Annotated in this window: 21 protein-coding genes; 2 read left to right on the forward strand and 19 right to left on the reverse strand. The window is 63.3% G+C overall.

The genetic code is table 11. The annotated features are described in order from the left end of the window. Window positions 1–46: 46 nt before the first annotated feature. Window positions 47–1,333 (forward strand): nucleoside deaminase, encoded by a 1,287-nt coding sequence (locus tag RYH74_RS10730; RefSeq protein ID WP_317409373.1) that lies wholly within the window; start codon window positions 47–49, stop codon window positions 1,331–1,333. On the opposite strand, the gene RYH74_RS10735 is transcribed toward RYH74_RS10730, so the two are convergent. The 17 genes from RYH74_RS10735 to RYH74_RS10815 all read right to left on the reverse strand — a co-directional run bounded on the left by RYH74_RS10735 (window position 1,306) and on the right by RYH74_RS10815 (window position 15,525). Then, window positions 1,306–1,722 carry a cupin domain-containing protein gene (locus RYH74_RS10735; protein WP_317409374.1) on the reverse strand — a complete coding sequence of 139 codons (417 nt, stop codon included), beginning with the start codon at window positions 1,720–1,722 and terminating at the stop codon, window positions 1,306–1,308. The genes RYH74_RS10730 and RYH74_RS10735 overlap by 28 nt on opposite strands. Window positions 1,723–1,928: 206 nt before the next feature. Further along, window positions 1,929–2,489 (reverse strand): DUF1285 domain-containing protein, encoded by a 561-nt coding sequence (locus RYH74_RS10740; RefSeq protein WP_317409375.1) that lies wholly within the window; start codon window positions 2,487–2,489, stop codon window positions 1,929–1,931. A 10-nt stretch (window positions 2,490–2,499) separates the two neighbouring features. Then, window positions 2,500–3,105 (reverse strand): DUF4823 domain-containing protein, encoded by a 606-nt coding sequence (locus tag RYH74_RS10745; RefSeq protein ID WP_317409376.1) that lies wholly within the window; start codon window positions 3,103–3,105, stop codon window positions 2,500–2,502. 66 nt (window positions 3,106–3,171) lie between these two features. Next, the gene (locus tag RYH74_RS10750; protein ID WP_317409377.1) at window positions 3,172–4,140 is read right to left on the reverse strand and encodes a GTP 3',8-cyclase MoaA; all 969 of its coding nucleotides are present in this window, start codon (window positions 4,138–4,140) and stop codon (window positions 3,172–3,174) included. Between the two features lie 284 nt (window positions 4,141–4,424). Then, complete coding sequence (locus RYH74_RS10755; protein WP_003260720.1) at window positions 4,425–5,060, reverse strand: TetR/AcrR family transcriptional regulator; 636 nt, start codon at window positions 5,058–5,060, stop codon at window positions 4,425–4,427. Window positions 5,061–5,482: 422 nt separating this feature from the next. Then, window positions 5,483–6,265: a TatD family hydrolase gene (locus RYH74_RS10760; protein WP_046616993.1), complete on the reverse strand. Its 783-nt coding sequence runs from the start codon at window positions 6,263–6,265 to the stop codon at window positions 5,483–5,485. 30 nt (window positions 6,266–6,295) lie between these two features. Then, the gene (locus tag RYH74_RS10765) at window positions 6,296–7,282 is read right to left on the reverse strand and encodes a DNA polymerase III subunit delta' (protein WP_075044137.1); all 987 of its coding nucleotides are present in this window, start codon (window positions 7,280–7,282) and stop codon (window positions 6,296–6,298) included. Further along, window positions 7,275–7,907 carry a dTMP kinase gene (gene tmk / locus RYH74_RS10770; RefSeq protein ID WP_075044136.1) on the reverse strand — a complete coding sequence of 211 codons (633 nt, stop codon included), beginning with the start codon at window positions 7,905–7,907 and terminating at the stop codon, window positions 7,275–7,277. Before tmk ends, RYH74_RS10765 begins: the two co-directional genes overlap by 8 nt. Window positions 7,908–7,916: 9 nt before the next feature. After that, the gene (gene mltG / locus RYH74_RS10775; RefSeq protein ID WP_084785081.1) at window positions 7,917–9,149 is read right to left on the reverse strand and encodes an endolytic transglycosylase MltG; all 1,233 of its coding nucleotides are present in this window, start codon (window positions 9,147–9,149) and stop codon (window positions 7,917–7,919) included. Window positions 9,150–9,153: 4 nt separating this feature from the next. Next, a complete protein-coding gene (pabC, locus tag RYH74_RS10780; RefSeq protein WP_317409378.1) occupies window positions 9,154–9,969 on the reverse strand; it encodes an aminodeoxychorismate lyase in 816 nt (271 codons plus the stop codon). After that, entirely contained in the window at window positions 9,969–11,213 is a 1,245-nt protein-coding gene (fabF, locus tag RYH74_RS10785) for a beta-ketoacyl-ACP synthase II (RefSeq protein WP_015269411.1), read from the reverse strand. Before fabF ends, pabC begins: the two co-directional genes overlap by 1 nt. A 188-nt stretch (window positions 11,214–11,401) precedes the next feature. Further along, window positions 11,402–11,638 (reverse strand): acyl carrier protein, encoded by a 237-nt coding sequence (acpP, locus tag RYH74_RS10790; protein ID WP_016715141.1) that lies wholly within the window; start codon window positions 11,636–11,638, stop codon window positions 11,402–11,404. A 202-nt stretch (window positions 11,639–11,840) separates the two neighbouring features. Continuing rightward, window positions 11,841–12,581 (reverse strand): 3-oxoacyl-ACP reductase FabG, encoded by a 741-nt coding sequence (gene fabG, locus RYH74_RS10795; RefSeq protein ID WP_003247160.1) that lies wholly within the window; start codon window positions 12,579–12,581, stop codon window positions 11,841–11,843. A gap of 15 nt (window positions 12,582–12,596) precedes the next feature. Then, window positions 12,597–13,535, reverse strand: a complete 939-nt coding sequence (fabD, locus tag RYH74_RS10800; RefSeq protein WP_023661404.1) for an ACP S-malonyltransferase — start codon at window positions 13,533–13,535, stop codon at window positions 12,597–12,599. A 252-nt stretch (window positions 13,536–13,787) separates the two neighbouring features. Then, a complete protein-coding gene (gene plsX / locus RYH74_RS10805) occupies window positions 13,788–14,798 on the reverse strand; it encodes a phosphate acyltransferase PlsX (protein ID WP_075044133.1) in 1,011 nt (336 codons plus the stop codon). Window positions 14,799–14,801: 3 nt separating this feature from the next. Continuing rightward, complete coding sequence (gene rpmF, locus RYH74_RS10810) at window positions 14,802–14,984, reverse strand: 50S ribosomal protein L32 (protein WP_003247154.1); 183 nt, start codon at window positions 14,982–14,984, stop codon at window positions 14,802–14,804. 13 nt (window positions 14,985–14,997) lie between these two features. Continuing rightward, window positions 14,998–15,525 carry a YceD family protein gene (locus tag RYH74_RS10815; protein WP_012313431.1) on the reverse strand — a complete coding sequence of 176 codons (528 nt, stop codon included), beginning with the start codon at window positions 15,523–15,525 and terminating at the stop codon, window positions 14,998–15,000. A gap of 96 nt (window positions 15,526–15,621) precedes the next feature. Between RYH74_RS10815 and RYH74_RS10820 the strand changes: the two genes are divergently transcribed. Next, window positions 15,622–16,200 (forward strand): Maf family protein, encoded by a 579-nt coding sequence (locus RYH74_RS10820; RefSeq protein WP_085601465.1) that lies wholly within the window; start codon window positions 15,622–15,624, stop codon window positions 16,198–16,200. Window positions 16,201–16,334: 134 nt separating this feature from the next. Here the strand turns inward: RYH74_RS10820 and sppA are convergent, their stop codons facing one another. Both sppA and RYH74_RS10830 read right to left on the reverse strand, forming a co-directional pair. After that, a complete protein-coding gene (gene sppA, locus RYH74_RS10825; protein WP_013971572.1) occupies window positions 16,335–17,324 on the reverse strand; it encodes a signal peptide peptidase SppA in 990 nt (329 codons plus the stop codon). A gap of 6 nt (window positions 17,325–17,330) precedes the next feature. Beyond that, on the reverse strand, window positions 17,331–18,005 hold the full coding sequence (locus RYH74_RS10830) for an HAD family hydrolase (protein WP_075044131.1): 675 nt from the start codon (window positions 18,003–18,005) through the stop codon (window positions 17,331–17,333). Window position 18,006 lies beyond the last annotated feature (1 nt).

Consider the following 18,006-nt stretch of genomic DNA (forward strand, 5'->3'; position numbering starts at 1 on the left):
TACGGCTGCTGTATCGTCCGAGATCCCTCGACGAGCACAGGCAAGCATGAAAGCCAACGATTTCACCCAGAACGCTCAGCAAGCGGTAGCAATCGCCGCCAACCAGGCCCTCCTGGCTAGCCGACAAGCAACGTTCGCCGTGGGTGGCTGCATCATCGAAAATGCCACTGGCAAGGTACTGGTCGCCCTGCACAACCGCGTACTGGAGCCCTCTGCCAGCCAGGCGCAACCCGCATTCAGGCTTCACGACCCAACGGGGCATGGTGAGCGCCGGCTGGTCGACTGGTATTTCGACAACCAGCAGCGCCTTGCCCTACCCCCCGCGCATGAACTGACCGTCATCACCACGCTCGACCCCTGCGCCATGTGCGCAGGCGCCTTGCTGACTGCCGGCTTCAATGTTGCCGTAAGTGCGCTCGACACCTTTGCCGGCATCAATCATGACGGCCGCTTCGAATTCCCCGGCCTGCCGGCCGCACTTCGTCTGCGCGCGCAAGCCACGTGGGGCTACTATGCTGTCGGCAGCCCTTTTGATCGCGACTATGTCGGGCCGACGCATGGGCCGATCTACGCTGGCGAACGCATCGATGCTGCAACGATGTGCCTTACCCGTTCGTTGTTCGAGGCCAGCGTGAACCATGTGCACGACGAAAGCAGCAACGCCGGCCTGCCGCCATCTGCCCTGAAAGACCCGATCGCCCTACCCAGCCGGAGCTTGGTACGCCAGGCCCTGGCGGGCTTGAGCCCATGGAGCCTGCGCATCAAAAGTGCAGACCCTCGCCTGCCCGGCATCGAACTGGCCGAGCCATTGGTCGACACAGCTCTCGCGGCAGATACGTGCAACGCCGTAGCCTTGCTGGACCCATTCGGCAATCTGCTGGCCTGCCTGGGCGGTGACGAAACGCGCTCCCCCATTCGCACTGCGTTCATGGAGACCACTCGCAGCTACGCCGCGTTACGCTGGAACCTGATGAACCATGACGACCCACAGGTCCGCGACGAAGCACACCAGCATCTCACCCACCCCCGTTACTGCACATTCGTCCTGCTCCGTTTTCCGGACCCGGCCGGCAGCGAGGCGGTCATGACCCTTGGCGCCTATGGCTCCACCCTGGAACGGCACACCGCGCCGTCCTTCCCCTCAAGCCTGCAATATGTATTGCTGCCAACTGGCTGCACTGCCAAGGATGTTGCTCGACTGGCGCAAAATCTGCCGCCGTTCTACACCAGCAACGCGCAGGTCGCGCCTTGCCAGGTACTGGACCCGAACCTGATGCAGGAAGTGACAACCCGGCTGGGGCAGGCTCAGCGCTCCGAGCCTGCTGCCGGATAGGGCAATGTGACCGCACTGCCTTCATCCACCAGGCTCCAGACCAGCAACTTGGCTGACTGCTTCTGACTGGCGTTGCGTGACACGCTGTGCACGGTACCCGGGGCTTCGTACCAGTATTCACCGGCCTCGTAGGTTTTCTCCGGCTCGTTATCGAGCTTCGATACCACAGCCCCTTCCAGCACGTAGGCCATCACTGCGCCCGGGTGCTGATGCGCGGGTGATGCCTGGCCGGGGGCGTAGCTGACGGTGAGCATCACGGCGCTCTTGCCGGGGGCGTTCGAGGGCTGTTGCTGCTGCAGGACCTTGACCTGGTCGGCAGCGTCGCCGTGCGCCCAGGCAGGGGTTTGAGCGGCGAACAGGCCGAAAAGGATGATACTGAAGGGTTTCATGGGGGCTTCTCCTGGATGGCAATTGCCTGCAGGTTAGGCCTGTGGGGCAGAGAGACAAATGACCAATTCGGGGAAAAACCAAGAGGCCGATTATTGCCTGTGCCGGCCTCTTCGCGGGCTTGCCCGCTCCCACACCCTTGAAGCCTGTAGAAAACCCTGTGGGAGCGGGCGAGCCCGCGAAAAGGCCGGTGCAGGCAACAGAGATCTCAGCTGCTACGCCCGATCGGATAAAATTCACCGTGGCTCCAGACCCCAAGCCACTCTTCCCCGTCGATCTCACGCGGCACCGCCAGCTCTACCAACTGGTAGAACACATTGCGATGAATCAGCGCCTCGAGGTTGCTGCGCATCAGCACATACGGCGATGGCTCCTGCGTGACCGGGTCGATCACCACGCGCAGCGGGTTGGCCGGCCCGGCTTCGATCTGGTCCTCGACATTGCTGGTGAAGCGCAGCACCTGCTGCTCACCCTCACCTTCCACGTCCAGCGCCACGGCCACGAACGGCGCATCGTCGACGCGGATGCCCACCTTCTCTACCGGGGTAATCAGGAAGTAGTCATCGCCATCGCGGCGGATGATGGTGGAAAACAGCCGCACCATCGGCTTGCGACCGATCGGCGTACCCAGGTAGTACCAGGTGCCATCACGGGCGATGCGCATGTCGATGTCACCGCAGAAATCCGGGTTCCACAGATGCACCGGCGGCAGGCCCTTGGCCTTGGGAATCTGCGCCAGAAGATCATTGGCCTTGCCGGAATCGCTCATCACGCCTGCCTCATTCACTCATACCCAGAAGGCTACGAGCGTACTCGCGCATCGGCGCGCCAAGCAAATCCTCCGGGGTTTTATCGTGGAACGTCAACAAACCGCCACGGCTCTTGATACGCGCAGTGTCGATCAGGTAGCGGGTGCTGGTTTCGATGAGCATCATCTGCACCACGCCGGTGTCCCAGCCCAGGCGGTCGACCGCTTGTTCGTCATACCACTCGTCGCCATTGCCGATACGGTCGTCGGTGCGCGCGAAGCGGGTGTACAGCACGTAGTCGGCACCCACCGAACGCGCCTGGGCGATGGCCTCTTCAAGGCCCAGTGGCCCTTGGGCGCGGCGCACCAGCGGGAAATACTCGACGAAGCTCTTGTAGGCCTGCTCGGCCACCGCGTTCTGCCGCGGCACCGGCCCCTTGCCCGGGGGCACGAACGCGCCCTGGCCGATGAAGATGAACGAATCGGGCTGCAGGCGGATCGACAGAGTGCGCCGGGTATCGCTATGGTCCAGCAGACCGGCATCGCTCATGTGGTAACGGACGCCCTCGCCCATATCGCTGACATTCATGCAACCGCCCAGCGCCATCAGCGCCAGCAGCAAAACCAGGCTACGCATCTTTCCTCCAGTGGCCGGCGACGAAAAACCGGCGAATAGCCGGCGGATGCAGCTTTTGCGCCAGCTTCAGCCACCGATCACCTTCATCACCATCACATCGCCGGAAAACGCCAGGTCCTGCTTGTCTGCCAGGGCCTTGACCAGCAAGCGCTGCAGGGCTGGCAGCGCCTGATGCCGCGGTTTTTCCAGCAGATCGCCGACGAAATGGCGATTGCCCGACGACAGGCAGCCGTGCAGCCAGCCCGTGGAGGACAGGCGCAGCCGCGAACAGGTGCGGCAGAACGGTACGCTTTCGTTGGCGATCACGCCAAAGTGGCCTTTGCCGGGTACCTGATAACGCAAGGCGGTGGCATCCAGCGGCGCGTCGACCTGAACGTAGGCATGCTTGCCAGCGATCAGTGCGAGCAGTTGGTCGAGGCCGACGAACTGCTGCAGGAAGGCGTTGTGATCACGGGCCAGGTGGCCCATGCGCATGAGTTCGATGAAGCGCAGTTCGAAGCCACGCTCAAGGCAGTAATCCAGCAGCGGCAGCACCTGATCGAGGTTGTGCCCGCGCATCGGCACCATGTTCACCTTGATCTGCATGCCCATGGCGCTGGCCTGCTGCATACCCGCCAGCACGCTGGCCAGGTCGCCGCCCCGGGCGATACGGCGGAAGGCATGTGGGTCGAGGGTGTCGAGGGAAACGTTCAATCGGCGGATACCTGCCGCCTGCAACTGGGGCAACTTGCGCGTCAGCAGCTGGCCATTGGTAGTCAGCGAGATATCGTCAAGGTCGAGCTTGGCCACGGCGGCCAGAAAGGTATCCAGACGCGGACTGACCAATGGCTCACCGCCGGTGATGCGCAAGCGTTCGATGCCGGCGGCTTCGATCAGGTAGGCCACGCCAAGGGCCAGGGCATCCGCCGGCAGTTCGTCCTGTGCTGCGACCAGGCGCTTGCCGTCTGGCACGCAGTAGGTGCAGGCATAATTACAGGCAGCCGTCAGGCTGACGCGCAGGTTGCGAAAACGCCTGCCTTGACGATCGACGATCATGAATGACTCCGGCATGGATGATGGGGGCTGGCAAAACCTGACTCATAAATCAGGTTTTTGCAAGCCCTATCCTTTTTGCCGCTGTCGGTGTCGACGTGCTGTTGTGGAAGCAGGCATGTCAGTCATGGGGCTGCTGCGCAGCCCATCGCAGGCAAGCCAGCTCCCACAGGATCGCGCAACACTCGAGATCTGCGCTGTACATGTGGGAGCTGGCTTGCCTGCGATGGCCGCAAAGCGGCCCCAATAACGCTGACTGGCAGGCTTCAGGGAAAGCCTGCACTATCTCAGTTGGAAGGTTCGGGATCGCGCTTGCGCTTGTTGCCCATGCGCACGCCAATGTCCATCAGGAACTGGAAGAAGCCTTCCTGGTCCTCCAGCACATTGCTCCAGAACGGCGAGTGGTACAGCGCCACCGCGCCGTGCACCAGCGCCCAGGCGGCGCAATAATGGAAATACGGCGGCACGTCTTCAAGCTTGCCTTCGCTGATACGGCCCTTGATCAGCTGGGTCAGGCGGTCGAAGTTGGAGGCACGGATGCTGTGCAGCTGTTCGACCATTTCCGGTACCTGGTTGCCCTTGACCACCTTTTCTTCCAGGCGGTCGAACAGCCGGTAACGCTGCGGATCGCGCATGCGGAACTCGAAGTAGGCTCGCGACAGTGCTTCCTTGTCGCGATCGACGTCGGCCGAATGCAACAGCGCGTTCAGGTCGCGCTCGTAGTCGAGCATCAGGCGCAGGTAGATCTCCGCCTTGGACTTGAAGTGCTTGTAGATCGTGCCTTTGCCGATGCCCACGGCGTCAGCGATCATCTCGACGGTGACGCTGTCTTCACCCTGTTCGAGAAACAGTTTGAGCGCGGTGTCGAGGATTTCCTGTTCGCGACGGCGAAACTCACGGACCTTACGAGGTTCTTTCTGCATAGGAAGGACTGGATGACAATCGAAGCGGTTTATTATGCCTAACTTGCGGGAAATTGCACGGATCATCCAAGCATGTCTGTGTTTCACGATGCTTGCGGCCATGCGCTGCAGGAGGAATGAAACGTTGTCGTATTCCAAATCTGTTTAAAAAACGATCAATATGCACTGGCACTGCGCCAAAGCTGACCAATACTTGAAGTGTTGGCGCGGCGCATCCCCCCCAAGTGGCGCGCCGATAAAGGTGCTCAGGGACCGCGTACCTTTGTTTTACTCCTAATGGTCTTAACCCGGATTCCCCCCCCAGAACCCGGGTTTTTTTTGGGTGTTTCGAGGGGCATTTTTGGGATTACGTGTGGGCTGCTAGGTGCACGCCAAAGATGTTGTGGCGAGCACCTGGTAGCCCTCACCCGCAACCCTTCGAGTCAGGCCACCCGCGCCAACGGGAACAAGCGCTTGAAGTTGGCAGTGGTCTGTTCTGCCAACTGCTCATAACTGGCCCCGCGCAACGAAGCCACGTACTCCGCCACCTCACGCACGTACTGCGGCAAATTCGGCTTGCCCCGATGCGGGATCGGCGCCAGGTACGGCGAATCCGTTTCCACCAGCAAACGATCGACCGGCACCTGCCGCGCCACTTCACGCAGGGCATCGGCATTGCGGAAGGTAACGATGCCAGACAACGAAATGTAATACCCCAGATCCAGCGCCGCCTTGGCCATGTCCCAGTCTTCGGTGAAGCAGTGCAGCACGCCGGCCTGCGGCAGGTTGGCCTCGCGCAGCAGCGCCAGGGTATCGGCACGCGCCGCACGGGTATGCACGATCACCGGCTTGCCGGTCTGCCGCGAGGCCTCCAGGTGCAGGCGGAACGAGGCTTGCTGCAACTCGGCTGCTTCCGGCTCGTAGTGGTAATCCAGCCCGGTTTCACCAATCGCCACCACATGTGGGTGAGCCAGTTCGCGCAGCAGCCATTCCAGCGCCGGCGTTTCGCCCGGCGCCAGGTCCAGCGGGTGCACGCCCACCGAGCAATCGACATCGGCGTAGCGCTCGCTCAGCGCCTTCACCGCACCAGCATTCTCGGCACTGACGCCAATACACAGGAAATGCCCGACCCCGCGCTCACGCGCCGCCTGCAAGGCAGCATCGAGGGAGCCCTGGTGGGCGCTCAGGTCAAGACGGTCGAGGTGGCAATGGGAATCTACGAGCATGGGATAACGGCACACATGAAAAAATGAAAATCAGCGGGCGCCCGGCAACTGCAGCCAGTGGGCCAGCAGCGATTCAAGCAGCAGGGCGCGGTTGAGGTTGGCCTTGCCCAGCACCTTCTGGCGCTGTTCCAGGATCCATGCCTGCACCTCCAGCACCTTGGCCTGGCGGCTCTTCTGCGCCAGGTACTGCACCACCTTGCGCATATCGGCCAAGCCTAGCCCCTCCTCGTCCTGGGTCAATTGGTAGCGCAGGATCAGGTGCGCCCAATCGCAGAACCAGTCGAACAGCAGCAACAGCGGTACACCGTTCCAGGCATCGGCCAGCTGGCTGGGCGATTGCTGCTGCTTGAGCAGCTTCTTCACCCCGTCGGTGACCAGCGCGCGCTGCTCGCGCACGCCTTGCGCCTGCAAGCTGACCGCCATCAGCGGCGAACCGGCAGCCAGGGTCAGCAACTCCTCGCGCTCGGCCTCGTCACTGTCAGGCAGCGCGCCGGCCAGCCAGGCCTGGCTCTGAGCCAGGCTGGGCTGCGGGCAGGCGACCTGCTGGCACCGGCTCTTGATGGTCGGCAACAGGCGGCTGGGCTGGTGGGTGACCAGCAGCAACACGGTATCGCCGGAGGGTTCTTCGAGGCTCTTGAGCAGGGCGTTGGAGGCGTTGACGTTCATCGCTTCCACCGGCTCGATCAGTACCACCTTGCGCCCACCCAACTGCGCGGTCTGCACCACGAAGGCCACCAACTCGCGCACCTGGTCGACCTTGATCGGCTTGTCGGCTTCTTCGGGCTCGAGGACGAAGTTGTCCGGGTGACTACCGGCCTTGAGCAGCAGGCAGGACTTGCACGCGCCACAGGCCTCCAGGCCCTGGGGCTGCTGGCACAGCAGGCGGGCCATCAGGCGCTCGGCCAGGGCCCGCTTGCCGATGCCCTGCGGCCCATGCAGCAGGTAGGCGTGAGCGTGCTGGCTGCGGCCAGCCAATTGTTGCCAGAGCGCCTGCTGCCAGGGATAGGCCTCAGCCACGGCAACGCTCCACGATGCCTGGTAGCAACGCATCGATGGAGCGCTGCACGGCCTCCAGAGGCTGGGCGGCATCAAGCAGTGTATAGCGCTGTGGTTCGCGGCCGGCGCGCTGCAGGTAGGCCTGGCGCACCGCCTCGAAGAACGCCTGGCCTTCCTGCTCGAAACGGTCCAGGCGGCCGCGGGCGGCGGCGCGGGCCAGGCCCACTTCGACCGGCAGGTCGAAGACCAGGGTCAGGTCCGGGCGCAAGTCGCCCTGAACGAACTGCTCCAGGGTGGCGATCCGCTCGACCGACAAACCGCGCCCGCCGCCCTGGTAGGCGTAAGTGGCATCGGTAAACCTGTCACACAAGACAACCGCCCCGCGGGCCAGCGCCGGCCGGATCACCTGCGCCAGGTGCTGGGCACGCGCAGCGAACACCAGCAACAGTTCGGTGTCGGCCGCCATGCTTTCATCGCTGGGCGCCAGCAGCAGCTCGCGCACCTTTTCGGCCAGCGGCGTGCCGCCGGGTTCACGGGTCAGCACCACGTCCAGGCCCTGCTCGCGCAGGCGCGCAGCCAGGTAGTCGCGGTTGGTGCTCTTGCCCGCGCCTTCGGGGCCTTCCAAAGTAATAAACAAGCCGCTCACAGGCAGTCCTTAATGTTGTTCGTCAGGCATCGGCCGTTCGGCCGCTTGCGCGCCGCCGGCAGGGGCGTCCTGCACAGGCGGCTGGTCGGGCGCTGGCTGCGCGGTAGACTCGTCGGCAGGCGCCTGGGGCTGCTCGGCCTCGTCGGTACTTGGTTGTGGTTGTGGTTGTGGTTGTGGTTGTGGCTGCGGCTGTGGCTCTGGCTGCGATTGCGGCGCGGGGCTGGAGCGGTAGTCCGCACGGCGCTTGAGCTGGAACTCGCGCACTGCAGAGTTGTGGTCGTCGAGGTCGTCGGAAAACACGTGGCTGCCATCGCCACGGGCGACGAAGTACAGGCTGGTGCCATCGGAAGGGTTGAGCGCGGCGTGAATCGCTTCGCGACCGACCATGGCGATCGGGGTCGGCGGCAGGCCGGTGATGGTGTAGGTGTTGTAGGGCGTCGGCTCGCGCAGGTCGGCGCGGGTGATCTTGCCGTTGTAGCGCTCACCCATGCCGTAGATCACGGTAGGGTCGGTCTGCAGCATCATGCCCAGGCGCAGGCGCCGCACGAAAACGCCAGCGATCTGCCCGCGCTCCTGGGGAATGCCGGTCTCCTTCTCTACCAGCGAGGCCATGATCAGCGCCTGGTACGGGTCACGGTATGGCAGGTCGGTGGTGCGCTCGGCCCACTCCTTGGCCAGCACTTCGTCCAGGCGCATGTAGGCCTGCTGCAGCAACTCGACGTCGCTCATGCCACGCACGAAGCGGTAGGTGTCCGGGAAGAAGCGCCCCTCGGGGAACACACCGGTATGGCCGAGCTTGTCCATCACTTCCGAATCGGACAGCCCATCCAGCGTATGCTTGATCTTTTCATGCTTGGCCACGGCCGAACGCACCTGGCGGAAGGTCCAGCCTTCGACCAGGGTCAGGTTGTACTGCACCACGTCGGCCCGACGCCAGGCATCGAACAGCTGCTCCACGGTCATGCCGGGGGTCAGGCGGTACTCGCCAGTGTGCAGCGGGGTGCCGGCCATGTTGAAGCGCCAGTACAGACGCAACCAGACGGCGTCGTCGAGCAACCCTTCGTTCTGCATGCGATAGAACATGCGATTGGGGGTGGTGCCATTGGGCACGTCGAGCAGGCGCTCCTGCGTCACGTGCAGGGGCTGCTCCAGGACCGAGTTGACCTTCCAGGCCGACCAGCCCACGGCAAGGCCGGCGAGGATCAAGCCCATTTCCAGCAGCAGCAGGAATTTACGTCTCACGAATTCAGGTTTCCAGTAACGTACGGGCAACGGCCTGCAGTTTACGGGTGAGCGGGCCCGGCGACCAGTTTAGCGCGGCAACGCCACGCACGGGCCAGACACCGTAGACACTGTTGCAGACAAATACTTCATCTGCCTGCTCCAGCGCGTCGAACGGCAGGTCGCAGACCTGCACCGGGATGCCCAGCAGCGCTGCTTGTTCCAGCAACGCGGCCCGCATCACGCCAGCGACGCCACAGCGGCTGAGGTCGGCCGTGAACAGCACGCCATCGCGCACCAGGAACAGATTGCTGTACACCCCTTCGATCACCCTGCCCTGCCCATCACGCATCAGGCCTTCGGCATGTTCGCTGTCCTGCCATTCGGCACGGGCCAGCACCTGCTCCAGGCGGTTGAGGTGTTTGAGGCCGGCCAGCAGTGGTTGTTCCCCAAGCCGGGTCTGGCACGGGAACAGGCGCACGCCGTGCTCGGCATGTTCGACAGGATAGCTGGGCAACGGGCTGCCCTGCAGAATACGGCGCGGCGCGGCACCGACAACCGGTGCGTAACCGCGCTGGCTGTCACCACGAGTAAGGATGAGTTTGGCTACGCCATCACCGAGCTGGCTGGCATAGCGCAGGAGTTCGTCGCGCACCAGCGCAAGGTCGGCACTGATTGCCAGGCGCTGGCAGCCCAGCGCCAGGCGTGCGAGGTGGCCGTCCAGCAGGCTGGGCCGGCCGCCGCGCACGGCGATGGTTTCGAACAGCCCATCGCCGTAGGCCAGGCCGCGGTTCTGCAGGTTGACTGCAGCCGCCGGCTGGCCATCGATCCAGCTGTGCATCAACCGGCGAACCGGCGGAATACCAGCGAACCGTTGGTGCCGCCAAAGCCGAACGAGTTGGACAGCACCACATCGATCGGCATGCTGCGCGCCTGGTGCGGTACGAAGTCGAGGTCACAGCCTTCGTCCGGCTCGTCCAGGTTGATGGTGGGCGGAGCCATCTGGCTGTTGATCGCCAGCACGCTGAAGATCGCTTCCACGGCACCGGCGGCGCCCAGCAGGTGGCCGGTCATCGACTTGGTCGAGCTGACCGCCAGCTTGTAGGCATGCTCACCGAACACGCGCTTGATCGCCGCCACTTCGGCCACGTCGCCAGCAGGGGTCGAGGTGCCATGGGCGTTGATGTAGCTGACCTCTTCCGGCTGGATGCCGGCATCACGCAGGGCGTTGGCCATGCAACGGGCAGCGCCTTCGCCGGTGTCGGGTGGCGAAGTCATGTGGTAGGCGTCACCGCTCATGCCGAAGCCGACCAGCTCGGCATAGATGGTCGCGCCGCGGGCCTTGGCGTGCTCCAGTTCTTCGAGCACCAGGGCACCGGCACCGTCGGACAGCACGAAGCCGTCACGGCCCTTGTCCCACGGGCGGCTGGCCCGGGTCGGCTCGTCGTTGCGAGTGGACAGTGCACGGGAGGCACCGAAGCCGCCCATGCCCAGGCCGCAGGCGGCCATTTCGGCGCCGCCGGCGATCATCACGTCGGCTTCACCGTAGGCGATGTTGCGCGCGGCCATGCCGATGCAGTGGGTACCAGTGGTGCACGCGGTGGCGATGGCGTAGTTCGGCCCTTGCAGCCCCAGGTGGATCGACAGGAAGCCGGAGATCATGTTGATGATCGAGCCAGGCACGAAGAACGGCGAAATGCGACGCGGCCCCGAATCGTGCAGGGTGCGGCTGGTTTCTTCGATGTTGGTCAGGCCGCCGATACCCGAGCCCATGGCCACGCCAATACGCTGGCGGTTGGCGTCGGTGACTTCCAGGCCGGCATTACGCACTGCCTGGAACCCGGCCGCCAGGCCGTACTGGATGAACAGGTCGAGCTTGCGGGCCTCTTTGGCCGACAGGTATTGCTCGACCTCGAAGCCTTTCACCGAGCCGCCAAAACGGGTGGAGTAGGCAGACAGGTCCGTGTGTTCGATCGGACCGATGCCACTGCGGCCAGCCAGAATGCCCTGCCAGGTGCTCGGTACATCAGTACCCAGTGGCGACAGCATACCCATACCGGTGACCACGACGCGTCTACGCGACACAGTACTCTCCTTTTCTAATGACAGAGTTTCTTGCCATTGCATTCAAGCAATGGAATGAAATGGCAACAAGCTCTTGGTACCCGGTGAACGAGCCCGATCTGCAAAACGCAGGGTGCTCGCAAAGAAAAAACCGCACGCCGGCAAAGGCAGTGCGGTTTTTCCCGACAAGAAGCGTCGACTACAGCGTCTTAGGCCTGGTGGGCTTTGACGTAGTCTACAGCAGCTTGAACGGTAGTGATCTTCTCGGCTTCTTCGTCAGGGATTTCGGTCTCGAATTCCTCTTCCAGAGCCATCACCAGCTCAACGGTGTCAAGCGAATCGGCACCCAGGTCATCGACGAAGGACTTCTCGAGAGTCACTTCCTCTTCCTTGACGCCCAGTTGCTCGGCGACGATTTTCTTGACGCGTTCTTCGATGTTGCTCATACCTAGGTTTACTCCTAATGGATATATGTCAGGCAGCTGGCCGGTGGCTAATTTTATAGAAAGACGTTCGCTTTTCAAGCTAAACGCACCTTCACACCAGTCACCACACCCGCTGCCTGGAATCTGGTTGCAGCTTTATAACGGATTTTAGGCTCGCAGTATGACTCTTTTTTTACGAAATCCGTCACATTGAGTTGCAGTGTTACATGTACATCCCGCCGTTGACCGGCACGGTGGCGCCGGTTACGTAGGCTGCGCCGTCGGATGCCAGGAACGAAACCACCTTGGCGATTTCGTCTGCCTGGCCCAGGCGGCCCAGCGGAATCTGGGTCTGCAGGGCTTCGCGCTGCGCTTCTGGCAGCTCGCGGGTCATGTCGGTGTCGATGAAGCCCGGAGTCACCGAGTTGACGGTGATGCCACGCGAGCCCACTTCACGCGCCAGGGCGCGGCTGAAGCCCTCCAGGCCGGCCTTGGCGGCCGCGTAGTTGGCCTGGCCGGCGTTGCCCATGGCACCGACGACCGAGCCGATGCTGATGATACGGCCCCAACGTGCCTTGGTCATGCCACGCAGCACGCCCTTGGACAGACGGTAGAGGCTGTTCAGGTTGGTATCGATCACGTCGAACCACTCGTCGTCCTTCATGCGCAGCATGAGGTTGTCTCGGGTGATACCGGCGTTGTTGACCAGGATGGCCGGTGCGCCGAACTGCTCGCCGATGGCGGCCAGCACAGCTTCAACCGATTCGGCGCTGGTCACGTTCAGTTCCATGCCGGTACCGGTGATGCCGTGTTCTTTCAGGGTGGCAGCAATGCGCTCGGCGCCGGAGGCCGAAGTGGCGGTGCCGATCACGGTCGCGCCCTGGCGGCCCAGCTCGAGGGCGATGGCCTGGCCAATGCCACGGCTGGCGCCGGTGACCAGTGCAACTTTACCTTGCAGGCTCATGCAAGCTTCTCCAAATCAGGCCAGTGCCGCGCGGGTGGCGGCGACGGCGTCAGGGGTATTGAGGTTGTAGGTGGTCACGCCATCGGCGCAACGCTTGTTCAGGCCGGCCAGGACCTTGCCCGGGCCGCACTCGACCAGGTTGACCGCACCGTTGGCGGCCAGGGTCTGCACGCATTCGACCCAGCGCACTGGCTGGTACAGCTGCGCCAGCAGGTCGTGCTTGAGGGCATCGAGGTCAGCGGCAACGGCAGCGGTGACGTTCTGCACCACGGGGATTTGCGGGGCATGCCACTCGATGGCGTTGACCGACTCGGCAAAGCGCTCGGCAGCCGGCTTCATCAGCGCGCAGTGCGACGGCACGCTGACCGCCAGCGGCAGGGCGCGCTTGGCACCCTTGGCCTTGCACAGCTCGATGGCGCGATCGACGGCGGCCTTGTTGCCGGCGATGACCACCTGGCCTGGCGAGTTGAAGTTGACCGCGCTGACCACCTGGTCTTCGGCCGCTTCGGCGCAGATTTCCACGACCACGGCGTCATCCAGGCCGAGAATGGCGGCCATGGCGCCATGACCGGCCGGCACGGCCTCCTGCATCAGCTGGCCACGGCGCTCGACCAGGCGCACGGCATCTTTCAGGCTCAGGCTGCCGGCGGCAACCAGGGCACTGTATTCACCCAGGCTGTGACCGGAGACGAAGGCCGGCCTGGCACCGCCCTCTTCCAGCCACAGGCGCCACAGCGCGATGGACGCGGTGAGGATGGCCGGCTGGGTCTTGTCGGTCTGGTTGAGTTGCTCTTCCGGGCCTTCCTGGACCAGCTTCCACAGGTCGTAACCGAGTGCCTCGGACGCTTCCTTGAAGGTTTCGATGATCACTGGCTTCTCGGCGCCGAGCTCGGCGAGCATGCCCAGCGACTGGGAACCTTGACCGGGAAAGACGAATGCGAGAGATGCAGACATTGAACAAGCCCTTATGATCTTGTCGTCGGATAGGGTGCGCCGGGCTTTGGGCCAGGCGCGGAATCTGAAAGCTTGGATGGATACGCAGACCAAGCGGTCACATTTAAGCACTTCAGCGGCGATATGCCTAAGGTCTTTGTTTACCTGTACCGGCCCTTTCGCGGGCTTGCCCGCTCCCACAGATACCCCACAATCTTCAGCCCTGTGGCAATCCTGTGGGAGCGGGCAAGCCCGCGAAGGGGCCGGCACAGGCTACAACAGCAAATCTTCCAGCCGCCCGTGCAAGCGCTGCGGCAGGTTTTCCTGGATCTCGATCAACGCCCGCTGGATGGCACTCTGGAAACCCTGCACCCCCGCCGAGCCATGGCTCTTGATGACGATGCCCTGCAACCCCAGGAAACTCGCGCCATTGTGCCGCGCCGGTGCCAGGTCGGCCTGCAGGCGCTTGAGCAGCGGCATGGCCACGGCCCCGGCTGCCCGCGACAATACGCCACCTTTGAACAACTGCTCGATGCGCGCGCCGATCATCGTCGCCAGCCCCTCGCTCGACTTGAGCAGGATGTTGCCGACGAACCCGTCGCACACCACCACATCGGCTTCGCCGCGATACAACCCGTCACCTTCGACGAAGCCTATGTAGTTGAGCCCGCGGGCGTTCTGCAACAGGCTGGCCGCCAGCTTGACCTGCTGGTTGCCCTTGATGTCCTCGGTACCGATGTTCAGCAGTGCCACGCGCGGCCGCTGCACACCCAGGGCCTGGGCGGCCACCGAGCCCATCACGGCGAACTGGTAGAGGTTCTCGGCGCTGCAGTCGACGTTGGCGCCAAGGTCGAGCAACTGGCAGTAACCGGTCTGGGTCGGGATCGCCGCCACCATGGCCGGCCGGTCGATACCCGGCAGTGTCTTGAGCACGAAACGCGAGAGCGCCATCAGCGCCCCGGTATTGCCGGCGCTGACGCAGGCCTGAGCCTTGCCGTCGCGCACCAGTTCGAGGGCGATGCGCATCGACGAATCCGGCTTGCCGCGCAGCGCCTGGGATGGCCGCTCGTCCATGCCGACCACCTCGCTGGCGGCCACGATTTGCAGGCGCGCGCGATCCGCAGCCGCAAGGCCGCTGACAAGATCTTCAAGGAGGGAGGGTTGACCGACGAGGGTCAGGTGCAGCGAGGGGGTAGCCGAAAGGCAGGCAATGCTAGCCTGGACAATGCTGCGGGGACCGAAGTCCCCGCCCATTGCGTCGATCGCGATGATCTGAGCGGACAAGGATTACTCGTCAGCGCCCTTGTCGACCACTTTGCGACCACGGTATACGCCTTCTGGCGAAACGTGGTGACGCAGGTGTACTTCACCAGTGGTTTTCTCTACCGACAGCGCGTTTTCCGACAGGGCGTCGTGCGAACGGCGCATGTCACGGGCAGAGCGGGATTTTTTGTTCTGCTGAACAGCCATAATTGATTAACTCCTAAACGTTTGGGTCACGCTTTAACTGCGCCAAAACACTGAACGGGTTGGACCGCGATACCTCGTCCTTGCTCGATTCGGGCTCGTCTGCGCCCGCCGGCTGCTGGCATTCTTCCGGATGATGAGCAGGCACGATTGGCAAGGCGAGCAGAAGCTCCTCCTCGATCAATGCCTGCAGATCCAAAGGATCTTCGCCCAGTTCCAGCACGTCATAGCCTTTCGGCAACGACTGGGTATTCGCACCCTCCTTCACCACGGCGTATGTACATTCGCTGTGGATCGGCAGGGTGACCAGCTCAAGACAACGCTGGCAAACCATCTTGACCTCGACGTCCAGCTCGCTGTGGATAACCACCACGTGCTGTTCATCTCGTTCAAAATCGAACTTCGCCTGCACCGTACCGACATTGTCGGAAAGCGGGTCGCAGAGTCTTTCCAAATCAGCGAGTTGCAGCGAACCGTTAAGGGTTACGCCACGATCGGCTAATTTGCGCGGGTCAACGTGAGGTGGAATCGGGTCATTCAACATAGGCGCAGCATTCTAGGGATGCCCCCCGCCCCTGTCAAAGGAAATTCGGCGGCATCGTGCGTGATAGAATTTGTTCAACTGATTCAGGAGTCTACCATGCTTCCTCTGTTACTGGCTTCCAGCTCTGCCTACCGCCGCGAACTGCTTGCGCGCCTGCGCCTGCCCTTCACCTGGGCAAGCCCCGATATAGACGAGCGGCGCCTGGATGACGAACCGGCGGTGGAGCTGGTGCGCCGGCTGGCCAGGCAAAAAGCCGAGGCCCTGGCGGGCAGCCACCCCGGGCACCTGATCATCGGTTCGGACCAGGTTGCGGTGCTGGGCGAGCAGGTACTGGGCAAGCCGCACACCTTCGAGCGGGCCTGCGAGCAGCTGCTGGAGTGCAGCGGGCAGCAGGTGAGCTTCCTGACCGGGCTGGCATTGCTGAACAGCGCCACCGGGCACTGCCAGGTGGACTGCGTGCCGTTTACCGTGACCCTGCGCGAACTGGACCGAGAGCGAGTGGAACGCTATGTGACGGCGGAACAGCCGCTGGACTGCGCCGGCAGCTTCAAGGCCGAGGGGTTGGGGGTGAGTTTGTTTCAGAGCACACACGGGTGCGATGCGACCAGCCTGATCGGGCTGCCACTGATTAGATTGGTGGATATGTTGACCAGGGAAGGGGTGGTGATTCCCTGAGATTCTGGGGACGCGCTGCGGCCCTTCGCGGGCACGCCCGCTCCCACAGGCGTGTCGCAGCCTGCGGGTTTTGCGCGATCCCCGTGGGAGCGGGCATGCCCGCGAAGGGGCGCAAAGCGCCCCGGCAACCCGGATCAGCGCAATTGCGGCCCCTGGAAGCCCATCCACATCGCCAGGCGCTCAGCCACACTGGCCCCCACACGCTTGGAGAAGCGATCGAGCGCCGACTCCTGCACGGTGAAGTCCACCAGTTCCTTCTCGCCCACGATCTCGCGCGCCACATAGCTGGCACTGCCCAGCCCGTCCACCAGGCCCAACTCCTTGGCCTGCTCGCCCGACCAGACCAGGCCACTGAACAGCTCCGGATGTTCCTTGTCCTTCAGGCGTTCGCCCCGCCCCTGCTTGACCATGGCAATGAACTGCTGGTGCGTGGTATTCAGCACGCCCTGCCAGAACTCGGTCTCTTCCGGCTTCTGCGGCGAGAACGGATCGAGGAAGGCCTTGTGCTCGCCTGCAGTGTAGGTACGCCGCTCCACACCCAGCTTCTCCATGGTGCCGACAAAGCCATAACCGGCCGCTGTCACACCAATCGAGCCCACCAGGCTGGCCTTGTCGGCATAGATCTCGTCCGCCGCACTGGCGATGTAGTAGGCACCGGAAGCGCCAAGGTCGGCGATGACCGCATACAGCTTGATGGCCGGGTATTCGGCCCGCAGACGGCGGATTTCGTCATACACGTAACCCGACTGCACCGGGCTGCCTCCCGGGCTGTTGATGCGCATCACCACAGCCTTGGTCTTGCTGTCCTTGAACGCCTCGCGCAGGCTCTTGACGATATTGTCGGCGCTGGCCGGCTCCTGGTCGGCAATTACCCCGCGCACCTCGACCAGCGCGGTATGGCTGGCACTGCGCGACGCGGCCTTGTCCATGTCCATCAACGGTGTGAACAGGATCAGGATGCCGAACAGGTAGACGAAGGTCAGCAACTTGAAGAAGATCCCCCAGCGTCGCGCCCGGCGCTGCTCCTGAACACCTGCCAGCAGGGTCTTTTCCAGCAGTTTCCAGCTCTTGCGCTCTTCGCGCTCCTCGGGTTCGGCCTCGGGGGCTTTCCATTCGTCTGCCATGCTTACCTACCTTGGAAATGGAATTGCGGAACCACCCAGCCACTCACGCAACTGGGAAAAATGATCGATGCACACCTGCGGACCAAACTCGGCCAACGCCCGCAGGGACATGGCACCGTAGCCCACGGCCACCGAGTGCATGCCGGCATTGCTGGCCATCTGCAGGTCGAATGCCGAATCGCCAACCATCAGCGCACGCCCCGGTTCGACACCGCAATGGCCGAGAATTTCCTCGAGCATCAGCGGGTGCGGCTTGCCGCGGGTCTCGTCGGCGGCGCGAGTGATGTCGAAGAACTGCTCCCAGCCATTGGCCTTGAGCACCCGGTCCAGCCCGCGACGCGCCTTGCCGGTGGCCACCGCCAGGCGGTACCCCTCGGCACGGAAGGCATCCAGCGACTCGACCACACCCTCGAACAGCGGCGAGGGCTGCTGGTCCAGGGCCATGTAGATATCGGCATAGTGCTGACGGAAGCTTTCGACCTGAGCAGGCGCCAGGTGCGGATACAGGGTGTGGATCGCCTCGCCCAGCGCCAGGCCGATGATGCCCTTGACCGCGTCCTCGCTGCTTTGCGCCTCACCGGCACGCTCGGCGGCGGCGTTCATGGCCTCGACGATACGCCCGATCGAGTCGGCCAGGGTGCCGTCCCAGTCGAAGATCAGTAGCTCATAGCCTTTTTTCATA

The organism is Pseudomonas sp. LSJ-87 (assembly GCF_032971465.1).
In the GTDB taxonomy this organism is placed as follows: Bacteria; Pseudomonadota; Gammaproteobacteria; order Pseudomonadales; family Pseudomonadaceae; genus Aquipseudomonas; species Aquipseudomonas putida_Z.